The 17665-nt window shown below is 59.1% G+C and carries 12 protein-coding genes; 6 read left to right on the top strand and 6 right to left on the bottom strand.

Features of this window, described 5'->3' with window-relative positions; genetic code table 11:
• Nucleotides 1-42: 42 nt before the first annotated feature.
• The 5 genes from K0H47_RS00235 to K0H47_RS00215 form a co-directional block, all read right to left on the bottom strand.
• Nucleotides 43-1587 carry an ABC transporter substrate-binding protein gene (locus tag K0H47_RS00235; protein ID WP_374106743.1) on the bottom strand — a complete coding sequence of 515 codons (1545 nt, stop codon included), beginning with the start codon at nucleotides 1585-1587 and terminating at the stop codon, nucleotides 43-45.
• Nucleotides 1588-1951: 364 nt separating this feature from the next.
• Nucleotides 1952-3580 (bottom strand): ABC transporter substrate-binding protein, encoded by a 1629-nt coding sequence (locus K0H47_RS00230; protein WP_003216000.1) that lies wholly within the window; start codon nucleotides 3578-3580, stop codon nucleotides 1952-1954.
• 258 nt (nucleotides 3581-3838) lie between these two features.
• Entirely contained in the window at nucleotides 3839-5440 is a 1602-nt protein-coding gene (locus K0H47_RS00225; protein WP_219271706.1) for an ABC transporter substrate-binding protein, read from the bottom strand.
• Nucleotides 5441-5537: 97 nt separating this feature from the next.
• A complete protein-coding gene (locus K0H47_RS00220) occupies nucleotides 5538-8783 on the bottom strand; it encodes a dermonecrotic toxin domain-containing protein (RefSeq protein ID WP_219271705.1) in 3246 nt (1081 codons plus the stop codon).
• 259 nt (nucleotides 8784-9042) lie between these two features.
• The gene (locus tag K0H47_RS00215) at nucleotides 9043-9756 is read right to left on the bottom strand and encodes an SIMPL domain-containing protein (protein WP_003216012.1); all 714 of its coding nucleotides are present in this window, start codon (nucleotides 9754-9756) and stop codon (nucleotides 9043-9045) included.
• A gap of 206 nt (nucleotides 9757-9962) precedes the next feature.
• On the opposite strand from K0H47_RS00215, the gene K0H47_RS00210 reads away from it, so the two are divergent.
• From K0H47_RS00210 to K0H47_RS00200, 3 genes are all read left to right on the top strand, one after another.
• Entirely contained in the window at nucleotides 9963-11225 is a 1263-nt protein-coding gene (locus K0H47_RS00210) for an ATP-binding protein (protein ID WP_063027110.1), read from the top strand.
• Nucleotides 11218-11778 (top strand): response regulator transcription factor, encoded by a 561-nt coding sequence (locus tag K0H47_RS00205; RefSeq protein ID WP_003216016.1) that lies wholly within the window; start codon nucleotides 11218-11220, stop codon nucleotides 11776-11778. The genes K0H47_RS00210 and K0H47_RS00205 overlap by 8 nt, the downstream gene beginning before the upstream one ends.
• 100 nt (nucleotides 11779-11878) lie before the next feature.
• A complete protein-coding gene (locus tag K0H47_RS00200) occupies nucleotides 11879-13603 on the top strand; it encodes an ABC transporter ATP-binding protein/permease (RefSeq protein ID WP_218264451.1) in 1725 nt (574 codons plus the stop codon).
• 198 nt (nucleotides 13604-13801) lie between these two features.
• Here K0H47_RS00200 and K0H47_RS00195 read toward each other — a convergent pair whose 3' ends face one another.
• Complete coding sequence (locus tag K0H47_RS00195; protein WP_010170781.1) at nucleotides 13802-14239, bottom strand: YhcB family protein; 438 nt, start codon at nucleotides 14237-14239, stop codon at nucleotides 13802-13804.
• A 147-nt stretch (nucleotides 14240-14386) separates the two neighbouring features.
• Between K0H47_RS00195 and K0H47_RS00190 the strand changes: the two genes are divergently transcribed.
• The 3 genes from K0H47_RS00190 to zapE all read left to right on the top strand — a co-directional run bounded on the left by K0H47_RS00190 (nucleotide 14387) and on the right by zapE (nucleotide 17561).
• Nucleotides 14387-15016, top strand: coding sequence for an alpha/beta hydrolase (locus K0H47_RS00190; RefSeq protein WP_026078004.1), 630 nt, complete (start codon nucleotides 14387-14389; stop codon nucleotides 15014-15016).
• A 16-nt stretch (nucleotides 15017-15032) separates the two neighbouring features.
• On the top strand, nucleotides 15033-16388 hold the full coding sequence (locus tag K0H47_RS00185; protein ID WP_218264452.1) for a tryptophan--tRNA ligase: 1356 nt from the start codon (nucleotides 15033-15035) through the stop codon (nucleotides 16386-16388).
• Nucleotides 16389-16466: 78 nt separating this feature from the next.
• Nucleotides 16467-17561 (top strand): cell division protein ZapE, encoded by a 1095-nt coding sequence (gene zapE / locus K0H47_RS00180; RefSeq protein ID WP_026078003.1) that lies wholly within the window; start codon nucleotides 16467-16469, stop codon nucleotides 17559-17561.
• Nucleotides 17562-17665: the final 104 nt, after the last annotated feature.

The raw sequence follows: 17665 nt of genomic DNA, 5'->3' as shown, positions 1-17665 counted from the left end.
GCAGCAAGGCGAGTGCTCGCCCTGCGCAATCCGGTTATCTTTTTATGGGTTGATGCTGACGCCCGAGAACACGTTGCGGCCGAAGGGGCTGACTTTGAATCCTTCGACTTTGGCGCTTAACGGCTGGTTGACCGTCGAGTGGGCGACTGGCGTGATCGGCACCTGCTGCTTGAGCAGTTGCTGCGCCTGTTTGTACAGAACAGTCCTTTGTTCGCGGTCGGTCACGACCTTGGCTTGCTTGATCAGCTTGTCGTACGCCGGGTCACACCACATGGAGTAGTTGTTCCCGCCGATGGCGTCGCAGCTGTAGAGGGTGCCCAGCCAGTTGTCCGGGTCACCGTTGTCGCCGGTCCAGCCGATCAGGCTGATATCGTGCTCGCCATTCTTGGTGCGCTTGATGTACTCGCCCCATTCATAGCTGACGATCTTGACCTTGAGGCCAATCTTCGCCCAATCGCTTTGCAGCATTTCGGCCATCAGCTTGGCGTTGGGGTTGTACGGCCGTTGCACTGGCATCGCCCACAGGGTGATCTCGGTGCCTTCCTTCACGCCGGCAGCCTTGAGCAGTTCCTTGGCTTTTTCCGGGTTGTAGGCGGCGTCCTTGATGGTGTCGTCGTAAGACCACTGGGTCGGCGGCATGGCGTTGACGGCCAGTTGCCCCGCGCCCTGGTACACGGCGTTGAGAATGCTCTGCTTGTTCACCGCCATGTCCAGGGCCTGGCGCACTTCGAGCTGGTCGAAGGGTTTGTGCCGCACGTTATAGGCGATGTAGCCGAGGTTGAAGCCTGGCTTGGTCAGCAGTTGCAGCTTCGGGTCGGCCTTCAGGGCTTCGACGTCGGCCGGGCGCGGGTGCAGGGTGATCTGGCATTCACCGGCCTTGAGCTTTTGCACCCGCACCGACGCGTCGGTGTTGATCGCAAAAATCAGCTGGTCGAGCTTCACGCGGCTCGGGTCCCAGTACTGTTTGTTGCCGGTATAGCGAATCTGCGAGTCTTTCTGGTAACGCTGGAACACGAACGGCCCGGTGCCGATCGGCTTCTGGTTGATGTCGCTGGGCTTGCCGACCTTGAGCAAGTGGTCGGCGTATTCAGCCGACAGGATCGAGGCGAAGCTCATGGCGATGTTCTGGATAAACGCGGCGTCGACCGTGTTCAGGGTCATCACCACGGTGTGCGGGTCGGTTTTCTCGACCTTGGCGATGTTCTTGTTCAGGCTCATCCCGTTGAAGTACGGGAACTCGGTGGGGTAGGCCTTGCGGAACGGGTGTTCGGGGTCAAGCATGCGATTGAAGGTGAACAGCACATCGTCGGCGTTGAAATCACGCGTCGGCTTGAAGTCCTTGTTGCTGTGGAATTTCACCCCTTCGCGCAGGTGGAAGGTGTAGGTCAGGCCGTCTTCGGAAATATCCCAACGAGTTGCCAGGCCCGGTACGACATTGGTCGCGCCTTTTTCGAACTCGGCCAAGCGGTTGTAGATAGGCTCGGCGGCGTCGTTATCGGTGGCCGTCGTGTATTGCGCGGTGTCGAAGCCAGCCGGGCTGCCTTCGGAGCAAAACACCAGGCTCTTTTTCTCGGCAGCCTGGCCCATCGAGGCCACAGCCAACAGGCTGGTGCCGAATATCGCGGATAGAACGGTGGTATGGCGCATGACAATCCCGATCCTTGTTTGTTGTTTTCGTCAGTGAGCAATCGCAAGGCCATTCAGGGCCCTGCGACAACACTGATCCCACAACGGCAGTTGCCCCACAGAGACGATGCTTCTGCCGTGCCACGACGTTATGGGTCGGGAGCCGGGCAGTAAATGCAACGAATCTGACAGACCTTGTAGGTAACGGAGCCGCGATTCGCAGTTAGCTGCCGTAGGACGGCGGCGTGTGCGGAGGTGGTCTGTTTCCTACGGCCTTGGCGGATGCAATAACGGCGACGTTATGAAACGTCGCCGCCAGCGATCCTTACTTGCCGCTTACGCTCACGCCGTAGAAGGAGTTCAAGCCAAATGGGCTGATCTTGAAGTCCTGCACGTTGTTGCGCATGGGTTGATACACCGTCGAGTGCGCGATAGGTGTCATCGGGACTGCATCTTTGAGGATATGTTGCGCCTGCTTGTACAGCTCGGTGCGTTTGGCTACGTCGGAAGTCGCCTTGGCTTCTTTCACGATGCCGTCGAATTTCTTGTCGCACCACTTGGAGAAGTTGTTACCGGCCAGGGAATCGCAGCCGAACAGCACGTTCAGCCAGTTGTCCGGGTCACCATTGTCGCCGCTCCAGCCAATGATCATGGCCTGGTTCTCGCCGCCTTTGGAACGCTTGATGTACTCGCCCCACTCGTAGCTGACGATGTTCACTTTCAGGCCGATCTGTTTCCAGTCGTTCTGCAGCATCTCAGCCATCAGCTTGGCGTTCGGGTTGTACGGACGCTGGACCGGCATCGCCCACAGGGTGATCTCGGTGCCTTCCTTGACGCCGGCTTCCTTGAGCAAAGCCTTGGCTTTGGTCACATCAAACGGCGCATCCTTGATGGTGGTGTCGTAGGACCATTGGGTAGGCGGCATGGCGTTGACAGCCAGTTGGCCTGCACCCTGGTAAACCGAGTCGATGATCTGCTGCTTGTTCACCGACATGTCCAGGGCCTCACGCACGCGCAGGTCGGACAGCGGGTTAGGCGCGGTCTGGCCCTTGAGGACCGGCATTACGTTGTAGGCGATGTAGCCCAGGTTGAAACCGGCCTGGTGCGGCAGTTTCAGGTCCTTGTCTTCACCCAGCGCCTTGAGGTCGGCTGGACGTGGGAACAGGGTCACCTGGCATTCGTTTTTCTTCAGCTTCTGGATACGCACCGACGGGTCGGTGGTGATGGCGAAGATCAGGTTGTCGATCTTCACGTCTTCAGGCTTCCAGTAATCCTTGTTGCCGGTGTAACGGATGTTGGAGTCTTTCTGGTAGCTCTTGAACACGAACGGACCAGTGCCGATTGGCTTCTGGTTGATGTCCTGTGCCTTGCCTTCCTTCAACAGTTGGGCGGCGTATTCAGCCGACTGGATGGAGGCGAAGCTCATTGCCAGGTTCTGGATGAAGGCGGCGTCCACGGTGCCAAGGGTGAACTTGACGGTGTGGTCATCGACTTTCTCGATGTTCTTGATGTTGGTGTCCATACCCATGTCCGTGAAGTACGGGAACTCGGTTGGGTAGGCTTTACGGAACGGATCGTCTTTATTGATCATCCGGTTGAAGGTGAACAGTACGTCGTCAGCCGTGAATTCACGAGTTGGCTTGAAGTACGGGGTGGTGTGGAACTTGACGCCTTCACGCAGGTGAAAGGTGTACGTCAGGCCATCCGGGGAAACATCCCAGGTCGTGGCCAGCCCAGGAACAACAGCGGTGCCGCCGCGCTCGAACTGGGTCAGACGGTTGAACATGGTTTCGGCCGAAGCATCGAAGTCTGTTCCGGTGGTGTACTGGCCTGGGTCAAAACCGGCCGGGCTCCCTTCGGAGCAGAACACCAGGTTGCTCGCCGCTTGGGCGAAAGGTGCAGCAGCCATTAAACCGGCGCTGACTAATAACGGAATGACTGCGTGTTTAAGCATGTTGGCCTCATGATTTGTTGTCATTTTTGGTAGTGAGGGCGACCTCGTGAGTCGACCTGCGGATACTTATGCAGGGCCCATACCCAATGCAAGATGTTGAGAGCCTACAACGGCTAAACAGTGGTACGAACGTACACGAATGTCGCATATGTGTAAGTTCAGACACATTTACGCACTTTTGAGGGGTTTTTTCGGTGCGAGGGCTGCACCAGTAATGCCCAACCGAGGCGTCTGGCGCACTCGGTTGGGGCGTCGCTGTTACTTATTCAGACTGACGCCGTAGAACGGTGTGAGTCCAAATGGACTGATCTTGAAGTCCTGTACTTCCTTTCGAAGGGGCTGGAAAACCGTCGAGTTTGCGATAGGCGTTATAGGTACTTGTTCCTTAAGGATTTTTTGTGCCTGTTGATACCACTTGATGCGCTGTTCACGGTCGCTGCTGACCTTGGCCTGCTGCACGAGTTTGTCGTAGGCCGGGTTACACCACTTCGCATAGTTGCTGCCCTTCACCGCGGCACAACTGTAGAGCACGCCGAGCCAGTTATCCGGGTCACCGTTGTCGCCGGTCCAGCCGTAGATCATCACGTCATGCTCGCCGGCTTTGGCGCGTTTGATGTATTCGCCCCACTCATAGCTGACGATATTGGCCTTGATGCCGATCTTTTCCCAATCCTGCTGGATCATCTGCGCCGACATCCGGGCGTTGGGATTCGATGCACGTTGAACCGTCATCGCCCACAGGTTGAGGGTGGTACCTGGTGCAACCCCTGCTTCTTTTAGTAGCGCCCGCGCCTTGGCCGGATCGTAGGGCGCGTCCTTGATCGTCGGGTCATAAGACCACTGGGCCGGAGGCAGGGCGTTCTGCGCCAATTGTCCGGCACTCTTGTACACCGCCTTGATGATTGCCGGCTTGTCGATGGCCATGTCCAGGGCCTGGCGCACCTTGAGCTGGTCCAGGGGCGGATGGGTCACGTTGTAGGCGAGAAAGCCCAGGTTGAAGCCGGCTTGCTGAAGGACCCGCAGGTTGGGGTCTTGCTTCATCACTTCGATGTCGGAAGGGCGCGGGTAACCGCTGACCTGGCACTCGCCCGCCTTGAGCTTTTGCAGGCGCACGGCGGCGTCCGGAGTGATCGAGAACACCAGATTGTCGAGCTTCACATCGTCGGGCTTCCAATACTGTTTATTGGCGCTGTAGCGAATCTGCGAATCCTTCTGGTAACGCTTGAACACAAATGGCCCGGTGCCCACCGGCTTCTGGTTGATGTCGGCGGCCTTGCCTTCCTTGAGCAACTGCGCGGCATATTCGGCGGACTGCACCGAGGCGAAGCTCATGGCCAGGTTCTGCACGAAGGAGGCATCAACGTTATTCAGGTTGAAGCGCACCGTGTGTTCGTCGAGTTTTTCGACGTTCTTGATGGTGGTGTTCAAGCCCATGTCGGTGAAGTAGGGCGATTCCGACGGATAGGCTTTACGGAACGGACTCTCGGGATCCAGCAGGCGCTGGAAGGTGAAGAGCACATCGTCGGCGTTGAAGTCACGGGTCGGGGTGAAGTAGTCGGTGGTGTGGAACTTGACGCCATCCCGCAGGTGGAAGGTGTAGGTCAGGCCGTCTTTGGACACATCCCAGCTGGTTGCAAGGCCAGGTTCGACTTCAGTGCCGCCGCGCTTGAACTGGGTCAGGCGGTTGAACACGGTTTCGGCGGAGGCATCGAAATCGGTGCCGCTGGTGTACTGGCTGGGGTCGAAGCCGGCGGGGCTGGCTTCGGAGCAGTAAACCAGGGTGCTGGCCGCCTGGGCCAGAGGCATGAACGCCAGCAGGCCGGCAGCGAGGAGCAGCGGTTTTAAGGTGATTCTTTCCATGGAGACCCCAGAGATAGCACAAAACGGCGGTTACCGAGGTTACCGCCGTTTAGCGCTGCCAGGTAGGGGCTCATCACCTGACGGGCAAGGAACACGATCAGATGTTCGTTGGCATGGAGATTTCTATTTTGGTCGGCGCCGACTTGTCGATAGTGTAATCGTCCACATCAACCTCATTACTTTCACGTATCGTGAATGTCCGGATACTTTTTATATCCAGGTCCCGATTGATAACCATGCCATCTTCCGTTGCATATTTAAGTATCCAGTTCGTTTCCGCGATGACGGTGTGTTCATTGCTTGCCGGGTTGTAATTGATAGTAAAGTTCTTCGGGCCTGCGGCGACGCTGTAATCATCCTTCAACAACGGTTGCGACAGTTCAAGCAATGCTGGTAACGATGAACCTTGGTGGGCCACCTCGGAAATTCGAGCGCGTAGCGCCGGGTCAGGCACCTGCGCCTCAAATGTGGCAAACCGGTGCCTGAGGGTGTCGTGTTCATCGTTATCTTTTGCTCTGAAATTCAACTCCGTACGTGATTCCACACCGGCTTCGGTTTTCACAATCGTATAGTTTTCGCGATTCAGATCAGGCGCAAAGCTGGAGGAATATTGGGTGTTTGAATAGGGGGATTCCCTTGCCCTTTCATTGGCGGTAACGGCGAACTCATTGTCGTCGACTGTCCAGGAAACGCTGAGCTTCCTTTTCATCGTGGAGCCATCTTCATAAACACTGTCGGTCGGCAAGAGATTCTTGTCGAGCGCCAGGTTCAGGTAGCTATCAAACTTTTCGGCGCCACTGATTTTAATCCCCTTTTCGTCCACAAACAGCTGGGAAACCTTCGGTTCAAGTGCTGTGGGGGTGCTGGGGGAATTCGACGTCGACCGGGACCAGGGCCAGCCTCCTTTTAGCGTATCGCGCACCCATCCGCCGTCACCGTTGGACTGCACCGTCATCACCGGTTTGCGGGTAGAAGGGTCAATAATCTGCACATAGTTGTCGCTGAGTTTGAAATCCCCTCTGATCTCGTAAACCTTGCTCATACCACTGCTGTCGGTGTGGCGGATCAGCCACTGGTCAACACCGTCGCTGTCCTTGACCTGATAGACGCCCTTGGCGTTGGGCGTGCGGTTTGCAATCAGGCGCTCGCCATCCGCGACCGCATGGCCACTGATATTGCCCGCCTGCGAAGGTTGTAACCGGTCAGCCAAACCACGGCCTGCACGGCTTTGATCAAGCGTATTGAGTGTGTTGCCCTGGCCGGGCAGCGTAGTCACGTTTTCACGTGGCGCTGCAAACGGGTCTTCGACCTTCCCGCTCGCACCGGCGGAAAACAAGGTGTTGAGCGCACCATCGAAGGTTTTCCAGGCGCCATCGCTGCGTTCAGCCTGGGTGTCGCCCGATGCGGTTTTTTCCGCGCCTAACGCGAACTCCGTGACGCCCAGGACCCCGACGGTGGTGGCAGCGGCGAGTCCGCCAGGCGCCATGGGTGCGAATATCTTGAGGGCAGTGGAGACGTCATTGAGCCAGGTATCTCGGGTCACTTCGCTGTTGGATTTGATCGAGGTGTCCGCATCACTGGTCATCCGCGCCTTGGCCTGGACGCGCATCTGACTGAAGACGTCGCCTTCGATGCGCACGGGTTTGCGATCAATCGTCTTGCCCTCCATCTTCGACCAATCACCGTTGGCCAAATGCACCAATGAGGCGTCGACCCCTGATTTGCCCAGCGGGCCGCCGTCCTGGCGGTCAAGCTTGGAGAAGTGGCCAGCGAGGGCCTCGCGCTTTTTCGGATCCTTGGCCTGCTCGACCACCCACTCATCCATTTTGTCCAGGGAGGCGAACCTCAGGAATGCTGGTGTGGCACCGGGAATGTAGAGGATCTGCACGCCGTCACGCCGATTGTTCTGGTAGTTGTACTGGCCGTCATCAAGGACGGCGAACCGGATGATGTCGCTGGAACCCCAGCCGTTGATATCGAAAGGGTACGCTCGCAACTGATCTTTGGCCGGCGCTTCAGCCTTCAGTTGGTCGACGGTCAGCGGCGCGTTTTCGGCCTGAGGAAGGTTGGACGCCGCCTTCATGACCAGGCGATAGTCATCCCGGGTGAACTGGTGCTCGGCCGGCATCAGCTTTTTTTCGGTGGGGGACTTGGCGTCATAGGCGCTCAGTTGCTGGCGTGCCTGTTGGACGAATTGTCCCTTGAGGGTGGTGCGATAGGCATCCCCATGGGTGTTCCAGAAGTCATTTATTTTGCTGGTCATGCGCCCCTGGAAGTCGGTTTTCCAGGTTTCGTGCATCAGCGTCGAAGGGGCGAGGGGGAACTGGTTGTGGGCACCATAGCCGCCCTTGGTACTTTCCCCGGGCCCCGTCGTATAGATACCTGCTTCAGCGTCAATTTGGCCGGGGATCCAGTCATGTTCGGAAAAGTTATCCAGCAGTGCATCCGGCAGACGTTTGGAATAGAACGGTTCTTCATTGATGTGCATCGCGCCGGTCGCGGTACCGGGCGACGCGCTCTGGCCATGGCGAAAGCGGTTGAGATACAGGCTGTCGGGGTCGACGTTGGTTTGTCCGGTCGCTTTTTCGATCAGCTCCTTAGTCCACTGTTTGGCCTCGTTGTGCACTTTGGGAAAGGCATTAGCCACACCGTTTGCCAGGTTTGAATAGGCCAGCTTCTGCGGTGCAACGCTATTAAAGGCTTCGGTATTGGCCTTCTGGGTTTCCAGCGCCTGGGCCGAGCGCAGGTTGGCGGGCCGCAGGCGGTCATCGGTGGCAATGGCGCCGAAAGATTGATTGTGCTCAAGCTGCCTTAGCTGCGTTCTGCCCTGCGCAAGGTTGGCGGGGAGCGGTATACCGTAGAAGTTTGCGACCACTTTCGCGCTGACATTCACCGTATTTTCGTCTGAGCGTATGCGTAACGCCTGACCGGCGCCGGGCGCGATAACCTGGGCGGACGCTAGAAGGGGCCCAGAAACCTGTGCCCAGCCTGAACCGTCGATCAGCGAAAAGTCCTTCTTCACACCGTTGACGTTGGCGGACATGGCACCGGTGGAAGGCACGACCGACAGGGTGGACGGGGCGATGTTCTGCTCGCGCATCCAGCCCTGGATAACCGGGTGTTCCAGTTGCGAGCGATGCAGCTCAAGCCATTGGCCCAACACCGTCTGGGAGGGGACCTTGACCAGGCCGGGTGTGTGACCTTCAACCTTACGTTGTACCGCCCCGATGTAGGCCTGAACCAGGGCTGGGTCCCCGGGAGCTGCGGCTTCACCTTGCGGTAGCGCTGGGGTAGAGGTGAGCGTGTTGTGAACGCTGGGGTGTGGATTGGGGGGCGCCGTCATTGAAGCGGCTGGCTGCAGAAATCGGGTATTTATGCTCTGTAGGGACGGGGACAAACGATGGGACATGGTTGCGATACTCGATAGTGGTTTGGACACATACCCGCAGAGCAATCCCTGTCAACGTGGGGGGTATATATGGGTGTCGAAAACCGGAATATCGATTCCGTGGTGAATTGAGGCGTGAGTTGCAGGATATGTTCTCACCTGAACGCAAAACGCTGCCCGTAGGCAGCGTCATTGCAACTCCGGTACCGCTCAATCAGGGCATCTGGACTTCGATCACGCCATCCGCGGTCATGTTGACCTGGCTGGTACCCGCTTCAACTTCCGGCGTCGGCGCCGAATCCATCGCTGCGGCTTTCATCATCATCCCGCCGCGGGCGTAGGGCTGCGGATAACCGTTGGTGTTGAAGTTCAGGTTGACGATCTTGTAGCCCTTGCCGCCCAGCGCATCGGTGGCCAGTTGTGCACGGGCCTTGAACGCGGTTACCGCCTCTTTAAGCAGGGCATCTTCGCTGGCTTTGCGGGTCGGGTTGGCAATGGCGAAATCCATGCTGTCCATTTTCAGGTTGGTCAGCATGTCGCCGGTGAGCTTGGACAGGGCGGCGAAATCGGCACTTTCCATGCGCAGTTCAGCGCGTTCACGCCAGCCGGTGATTTTCTGGTTCTTGTTGTCGTAGATCGGGTAGCTGTTGCGGCTGCCCTGGCGCAAGGTTACGCCTTTGACTTCGCGGGCCTGGGCCAGCGCCTTGTTCATGGTGGTGGTGATTTCGGCGGCCAGCTTGGCCGGGTCGGTGTTCTGCGACTCGGTGTACAGGGTGACGATCATCTGGTCGCGCGCCACTTCCTGGCTGACTTCGGCACGCAGGGAAATCTGGTTGTAATGCAGTTCGTCAGCGGCCATGGCCGGCAGGCTGGCGAGGGTAGCGGCGCCGAGGGTGAGGGTGGCTGCACTGCGAATGAAACGAGACATGTAAGCTCCTTGAGATGTTCGTGTTCGGTAAGACTGTAGACGCAAGGTTTCAGTTCTTCGGGTTTACACATTCGCTACAAGTTGGCGGATGCCGACGAACGGTCATGATCCGGACCCCTGCGTCAAAGAGCCACACACGCCGTGCCAGCGCTGTCGCTTCGTTTATACTCCGTGCGATCCGCCTGCAGCGCTCATCGGGAGAGCTCATGCTCGCCGCCGTAAAACTGACTTCCGCCACCCGCCAGAACCTTTGGCGCCTGACGTTCATCCGCACCCTGGTGCTGGCCGCACAGGCCGGTTCGGTGGGGCTCGCCTATTGGTTCAAGCTGCTGCCGCTGCCTTGGTTGCAGTTGGCCGTGACCCTGGGCTTCTCCACGGTGCTGTGTGTATTTACCGTCATCCGGCTGCGCACCACGTGGCCTGTGACCGAGCTGGAATACGCCCTGCAATTGGCCTGCGACCTGTTTATCCACAGTGTGTTGCTGTACTTCTCCGGCGGTTCCACCAACCCCTTTGTTTCTTATTACCTGGTGCCACTGACCATCGCGGCGGTGACCTTGCCGTGGCGTTATTCGGTGGTGCTGTCGGGCATCGCCCTGACCCTCTACACCCTGCTGCTGGCGCAGTTCTACCCGTTGCAGACCTTCCCCATCGCCCGGGAAAACCTGCAGATCTACGGCATGTGGCTGAGCTTTGCCCTGTCGGCGGCGGTCATCACCTTTTTTGCCGCACGAATGGCGGAAGAGCTGCGGCGCCAGGAAGAGTTGCGCGCCATTCGCCGTGAAGAAGGCCTGCGGGACCAGCAGTTGCTGGCCGTCGCCACCCAGGCCGCCGGCGCGGCTCACGAACTGGGCACGCCGCTGGCGACCATGAGCGTACTGCTCAAGGAAATGACCCAGGACCACCACGACCCGGCCCTGCAAGACGACCTGAGTGTGCTGCAGGAACAGGTCAAGCAGTGCAAGCTGACGTTGCAACAACTGGTGCGCGCCGCCGAAGCCAATCGCCGCCTGGCAGTGGAGATGCAGGACGTCACCCAGTGGCTCGACGAAGCCCTGAACCGCTGGCACCTGATGCGTCCCGAAGCCAGCTACCGTTTCCACCTGCTGGGCCAGGGCACGGTGCCGCGCATGGCGCCGCCGCCGGACCTGACCCAGGCGCTGCTGAATCTGCTGAACAACGCCGCCGATGCCTGCCCGGAAGGGTTGGAAGTGACCCTGGACTGGGACGTGGAAGACTTCACCATCAGCATTCGCGACCACGGTGCCGGCGTGCCGCTGGCGATTGCCGAGCAGATCGGCAAGCCCTTCTTTACCACCAAGGGCAAAGGCTTCGGCCTGGGCCTGTTTTTGAGCAAGGCCAGCGTGACTCGCGCGGGCGGCTCAGTGAAACTCTATAGTCATGAGGAAGGCGGCACGCTCACCGAGCTGCGCCTGCCCCGTGTCGCACGAGGAGACATCGATGAGTGACGAGATCCAAGTCGAAGGCGAAGAACTGCCGCACCTGCTGCTGGTAGATGACGACGCCACCTTTACCCGCGTGATGGCCCGCGCCATGAGCCGTCGTGGCTTTCGCGTGAGTACCGCCGGATCCGCCGAAGAAGGCCTGGCCATCGCCACGGCCGACCTGCCGGAATACGCGGCCCTGGACCTGAAAATGGACGGCGACTCCGGCCTGGTGCTGCTGCCCAAGCTGCTGGAGCTGGACCCGGAAATGCGCGTGGTGATCCTCACCGGCTATTCCAGCATTGCCACCGCCGTCGAGGCGATCAAGCGGGGTGCCTGCAACTACCTGTGCAAGCCGGCAGACGCCGACGACGTGCTGGCCGCCTTGCTCTCCGAGCACGCCGACCTCGACACCCTGGTGCCGGAAAACCCGATGTCGGTGGACCGCCTGCAGTGGGAACACATCCAGCGGGTGTTGACCGAGCACGAAGGCAATATCTCCGCCACGGCCCGCGCCCTGGGCATGCACCGTCGAACGTTGCAGCGCAAGTTGCAGAAACGCCCGGTTCGACGTTGAACGGCGACTGAACAATCTGCGTCAGGCCGCACGGAGCCCTGAACCGATCGTCTATGATCGGTTCAAACGCCTGTTATTTTTTTCCTACCGAGCCTGAACAATGAATCAGAACGCTGAGTATTCCGCGGTCAATGACGCGGTGCGTGGGCAATTTTTAAGGAAAGTGTGGGCGCTGATCACCCCTTACTGGCGCAGTGAGGAGAAGGGCAAGGCCTGGCTGTTGCTGCTGGTGGTGCTGGGGCTGTCACTGTTCAGTGTGGCGGTGTCGGTGTGGTTCAACAGCTGGAACCGCGACTTCTACAACGCCCTGGAAAAGAAGGACTACGACGCCTTCACCCACTTGCTGATGTATTTCAGCGTGATCGCCGTGGTGGCGATCGTCACCGGGGTGTTCACCTCCTATTTGCAGCAAATGCTCACCATCCGCTGGCGGCGCTGGCTGACCGAAACCTATTTTGCCAAGTGGCTGAGCCAGAAGAACTACTACCACCTGGAATACGGCGGCTACACCGATAACCCCGACCAACGTATCTCCGAAGACCTCAACGCCTTCACCAGCAGCACCCTGAGCCTGGGCCTGGGTTTTATCAGTAACCTGGTGAGCCTGGTGTCGTTCTCGGTGATCCTGTGGGGCGTGTCCGGCAGCATCGAAGTGTGGGGCATCACCATTCCCGGCTACATGTTCTGGGCGGCGCTGGTCTATGCGGTGCTGGGCAGTTGGTTGACCCATTTGATTGGTCGAAAACTGATCGGCTTGAGCAACCGTCAACAACGCTTCGAGGCTGACTTGCGTTTCAGCCTGGTGCGGGTACGCGAGAACGCGGAAAGCATCGCGCTGTTCAATGGCGAGCCCAATGAACACCAGCAGCTGAGTGCGCGTTTCGGGCGGGTGTGGAGCAACTTCTGGAGCATCATGCAGCTCAAGAAGCGCCTGAATTTCTTCACCAGCGGTTACTCGCAGATCGCGATCATCTTCCCGTTTGTGGTGGCAGCGCCGCGTTACTTTTCCGGCAAGATCGAATTGGGCGTACTGATGCAAGTCGCCCAGGCGTTTGGCAGTGTGCAGGGCAGCCTCAGTTGGTTTGTCGACGCGTACACCGTGTTGGCCAGCTGGCGTGCGACCTGTGATCGTCTGCTGAGCTTCGGCGAGGCGATGGAAGAAAACGAAGGCCGCAACATGGGCATCGAGTTGCAGCGCCAGGGCGGCGGTTTGCAGGTGAACAACCTCAGCCTGGATCTGGCGGATGGTCGTCATCTGCTCGAAGGCGCCAACCTGACGGTTGCCGAAGGTGAGCGCCTGATGCTCAGCGGTCGTTCCGGCAGCGGCAAATCAACCTTGCTGAGGGCCATGGGCAATTTGTGGCCAAACGGCCATGGCAACATTCGTTTGCCGGCCGAGCGTTATTTGTTCCTGCCGCAGAAGCCGTATCTGCCGATCGGTACGCTGCGTGGTGTGTTGAGTTATCCACAGGAGGAGGGCGCGTATCCGGCGGAACGTTATGCACAGGTCCTGGAAACCTGCCGCCTGACACACCTGATCCCACGCCTGGACGAAGCCAATCACTGGCAGCGCATGCTGTCACCGGGTGAGCAGCAGCGCCTGGCGTTTGCCCGGGCGTTGTTGTTTGAACCGCAATGGCTGTACATGGACGAGGCCACGTCGGCGATGGATGAGGAAGATGAAGCAGCGCTGTATCAGACGTTGATCGATGAGTTGCCGGGCTTGAGCATCGTCAGCGTCGGGCATCGCAGCAGCCTCAAGCGTTTCCATGGGCGGCATGTGCGGATACAGGACGGGCAGCTACAAGAACAACCCGTGTCCTGAGGCAGGGCGCGGTCAATGTGGGAGCGGGCTTGCTCGCGAATGCAGTGTGTCAGTCACCCGATGTATTAACTGACCCACCGCCTTCGCGAGCAAGCCCGCTCCCACATTGGATCAGTGTTGTCTGGTCGACCTGCGTCCAACAAAAAAGCCCGGCTGATCATCGATCAGCCGGGCTTTTTCATGTCGCTTGAAAAGGTATTACTTCTTCAAGCCGTAATGCTCATCCAGCATCCCCGGGGCGTTTGGCGTTTTTGGCGCGTAGTCCCGTGGCGGTTCCTGGTTTTCCCGGGGTGGGGTCAGGCGTTCCCGTGGCGCTTGCGGTGCATCGGAATGCAGCGCGGCCAGCAGGCGCTGGCGGGTGATGTCGTCCAGGGCCAGGCGGTTGGCACCCTCGGCGAGATGATCCTGTACTTCCTGATAGCTCTGAGTGAGCTTTTTCACCAGGGTCGCGGTGCTGTTGAAGTGGGTAACAACCTCGTTCTGATAACTGTCAAAACGTTCCTGAATGTCATCCAGCTGACGCTGCGTGCGGTTAGGCGCGGCATTCGGCAGCAGGCGGGCAACCAGGAATCCAATGGCGACACCGGCAACCAAGGCGAGAGTCGGCAACAACCAAACTAAGAGCGAGTGTTCCACGAGTCCTTCCTCTATAAACGGCTTTGCTTTACGTTAACGGCTCGGACCTGCGCTGTATACCGCGATTAAGCTCGCAATGATGCCATGCACAGACTTTTAGCTAGACGAGTCGACCCCTTGAGAGGTCACGGAGTTCCTTCCTTGCTGATGCGTGAAACCCCCGTTTTGATCGATGGCCCGGTAGGCCAACTGGAAGCCCTGTATCTGGATCACCCCGAGCCACGTGGCCTGGCGCTGATCTGCCACCCTAACCCGGTGCAGGGCGGTACCATGCTCAACAAAGTCGTATCGACCCTGCAACGCACCGCGCGGGATGCCGGCTTGATCACGTTACGTTTCAATTATCGCGGTGTCGGCGCCAGCGCCGGTACGCACGATATGGGCACCGGTGAAGTCGACGACGCCGAAGCCGCGGCCACCTGGCTGCGTGAAAAACATCCCGACCTGCCGATCACTCTGCTGGGTTTTTCCTTCGGCGGGTTTGTGGCGGCCACCCTCGGCGGCCGCCTGGAAGCCAAGGGCGAAAAACTCGCGCACCTGTTTATGGTGGCCGCGGCGGTGATGCGCCTGCGGGATAACGACGTGCTGCCACAAGGCTGCCCATTGACCGTGATCCAGCCGGAAACCGACGAAGTGGTCGACCCACAACTCGTCTACGACTGGTCCGCCGCCCTGAATCGCCCCCATGAGCTGCTGAAAGTGGCAGAATGCGGACACTTTTTTCATGGCAAGCTGACCGATCTCAAGGATCTTGTGCTGCCACGTCTTTCGAATTGATGACAAGCGATCACCCATGACGACCCGTACCCGCATCCTCACCGGCATCACCACCACCGGCACGCCGCACCTGGGCAACTACGCCGGCGCGATTCGCCCGGCGATCCTTGCCAGCCAGGACGCCAATGCCGACTCCTTCTACTTCCTGGCCGACTACCACGCCCTGATCAAGTGCGATGACCCGCAGCGCATCCAGCGCTCGCGCATGGAAATCGCCGCGACCTGGCTGGCCGGTGGCCTGGATGTGAACCGGGTAACCTTCTACCGCCAGTCCGACATCCCGGAAATCCCCGAGCTGACCTGGCTGCTGACCTGCGTGGCGGCCAAGGGCCTGCTCAACCGTGCGCACGCCTACAAGGCCTCGGTGGACAAGAACCTGGAGAACGGCGAAGACCCGGATGCGGGCATCACCATGGGCCTGTACAGCTACCCGGTGCTGATGGCCGCGGACATCCTGATGTTCAACGCCCACAAGGTGCCGGTCGGTCGTGACCAGATCCAGCACGTGGAAATGGCCCGCGACATCGGCCAGCGTTTCAACCACCTGTTCGGCAACGGTAAAGAATTCTTCACCATGCCCGAGGCGCTGATCGAAGAAAGCGTCGCCACCTTGCCAGGCCTGGATGGCCGCAAGATGTCGAAGAGCTACGACAACACCATCCCGTTGTTCACCAGCGCCAAGGACATGAAGGACGCGATCTCGCGGATCGTCACCGACTCCCGCGCGCCGGGCGAAGCCAAGGATCCGGACAACTCGCACCTGTTCACCCTGTACCAGGCGTTTGCCACCAAGGCTCAGGAAGAAGAGTTCCGCGGCGAACTGCTGCAAGGCCTGGGCTGGGGTGAGGCGAAGAACCGTCTGTTCCAACTGCTGGACGGCCAACTGGGCGAAGCGCGCGAGCGTTATCACCAACTGATGTCGCGCCCGTCGGACATGGAAGACCTGCTGCTGATCGGTGCCAAGAAGGCCCGCGCCGTGGCTGCACCGTTCCTGGCCGAACTGCGTGAAGCGGTGGGCCTGCGCTCGTTCGTCAATCCGGTCGCCGTTGCCGCCACCACCAAGAAGAAAGCTGCGAAAGCCGCGCGCTTTGTCAGCTTCCGCGAAGACGACGGCAGCTTCCGCTTCCGTTTGCTGGCGGCCGAAGGCGAACAACTGCTGCTGTCGCGCAACTTCGCCGACGGCAAAACCGCAGGCGCGGTAACCAAGCAGCTGCAATCGGGCCAGGCACTGGATGTACGCAGCGAGGCCCTGAGCTTCAGCGTATGGCTGGAAGGTGCTGCTGTCGCCGATAGCCCGGCGTTCGCCGACAGTGCCTCGCGGGATGCCGCGATCGAAGCCTTGCGCGTTGCGTTGACCCCAATCGAGGATTGACCCGACCAAGGGTTGATTGCCATTCTTCAGGGCCGTCGTTACAGTGGCGGCCCGTTTTTGTTGCCTTGCTAACGAATTATGACGCCCCTAGAACGATATCAAGCTGATCTGAAACGCCCTGAATTCTTCCATGACGCTGCCCAGGAAACTGCGGTGCGCCATTTGCAGCGCCTGTACGACGATCTGGTCCAGGCCTCGCAGAACAAGCCGGGTATGTTCAGCAAGTTGTTTGGCAAGAAAGACCACACGCCGGTCAAGGGCTTGTACTTCTGGGGTGGCGTTGGCCGGGGCAAGACTTACCTGGTCGATACCTTCTTTGAAGCGCTGCCGTTCAAGGAAAAGGTCCGTACTCACTTCCACCGCTTCATGAAGCGCGTGCACGAAGAGATGAAGACCCTGCCGGGCGAGAAGAACCCGCTCACCATCATCGCCAAGCGTTTCTCGGAAGAAGCCCGGGTGATCTGTTTCGATGAGTTCTTCGTCTCCGACATTACCGACGCGATGATCCTCGGCACCTTGATGGAAGAGCTGTTCAAGAACGGCGTGACCCTGGTCGCCACCTCGAACATCGTGCCTGACGGCCTGTACAAGGACGGCCTGCAACGCGCGCGCTTCCTGCCGGCCATCGCCCTGATCAAGCAGAACACCGACATCGTCAACGTCGACAGCGGCGTCGACTACCGCCTGCGTCACCTTGAGCAAGCCGAACTGTTCCACTTCCCGCTCAATGAAGTGGCCCAGGAAAGCCTGCGCAAGAGCTTCCGTGCCCTGACGCCGGAATGCACCCAGGCGGTGGAAAACGACAAGTTGATCATCGAAAACCGCGAAATCATCGCGCTGCGCACCTGCGACGACGTGGCCTGGTTCGACTTCCGCGAACTGTGCGACGGCCCCCGCAGCCAGAACGACTACATCGAACTGGGCAAGATCTTCCACGCGGTGATCCTGAGCGGCGTTGAGCAGATGAGCGTCACCACCGACGACATCGCGCGGCGCTTTATCAACATGGTCGACGAATTCTACGACCGTAACGTCAAGCTGATCATCTCGGCGGAAGTCGAGCTCAAGGACCTCTATACCGGCGGTCGCTTGAACTTCGAGTTCCAACGGACCTTGAGCCGCTTGCTGGAAATGCAGTCCCACGAGTTCCTGTCGCGGGCGCACAAGCCTTAAGCGATGGGTTCGAAATAAAAAGGCCCGCAGCGATGCGTAATGCTGTTCACTTAAGCATTTGAGCCCACGCCGGGCTTCCTAGAAAATCCGATACCAGACCTCTG

It is taken from the genome of Pseudomonas sp. Xaverov 83, from assembly GCF_019352905.1.
Classification (GTDB): Bacteria; Pseudomonadota; Gammaproteobacteria; order Pseudomonadales; family Pseudomonadaceae; genus Aquipseudomonas; species Aquipseudomonas yamanorum.
This window is presented reverse-complemented; position numbering and strand designations above follow the sequence as displayed.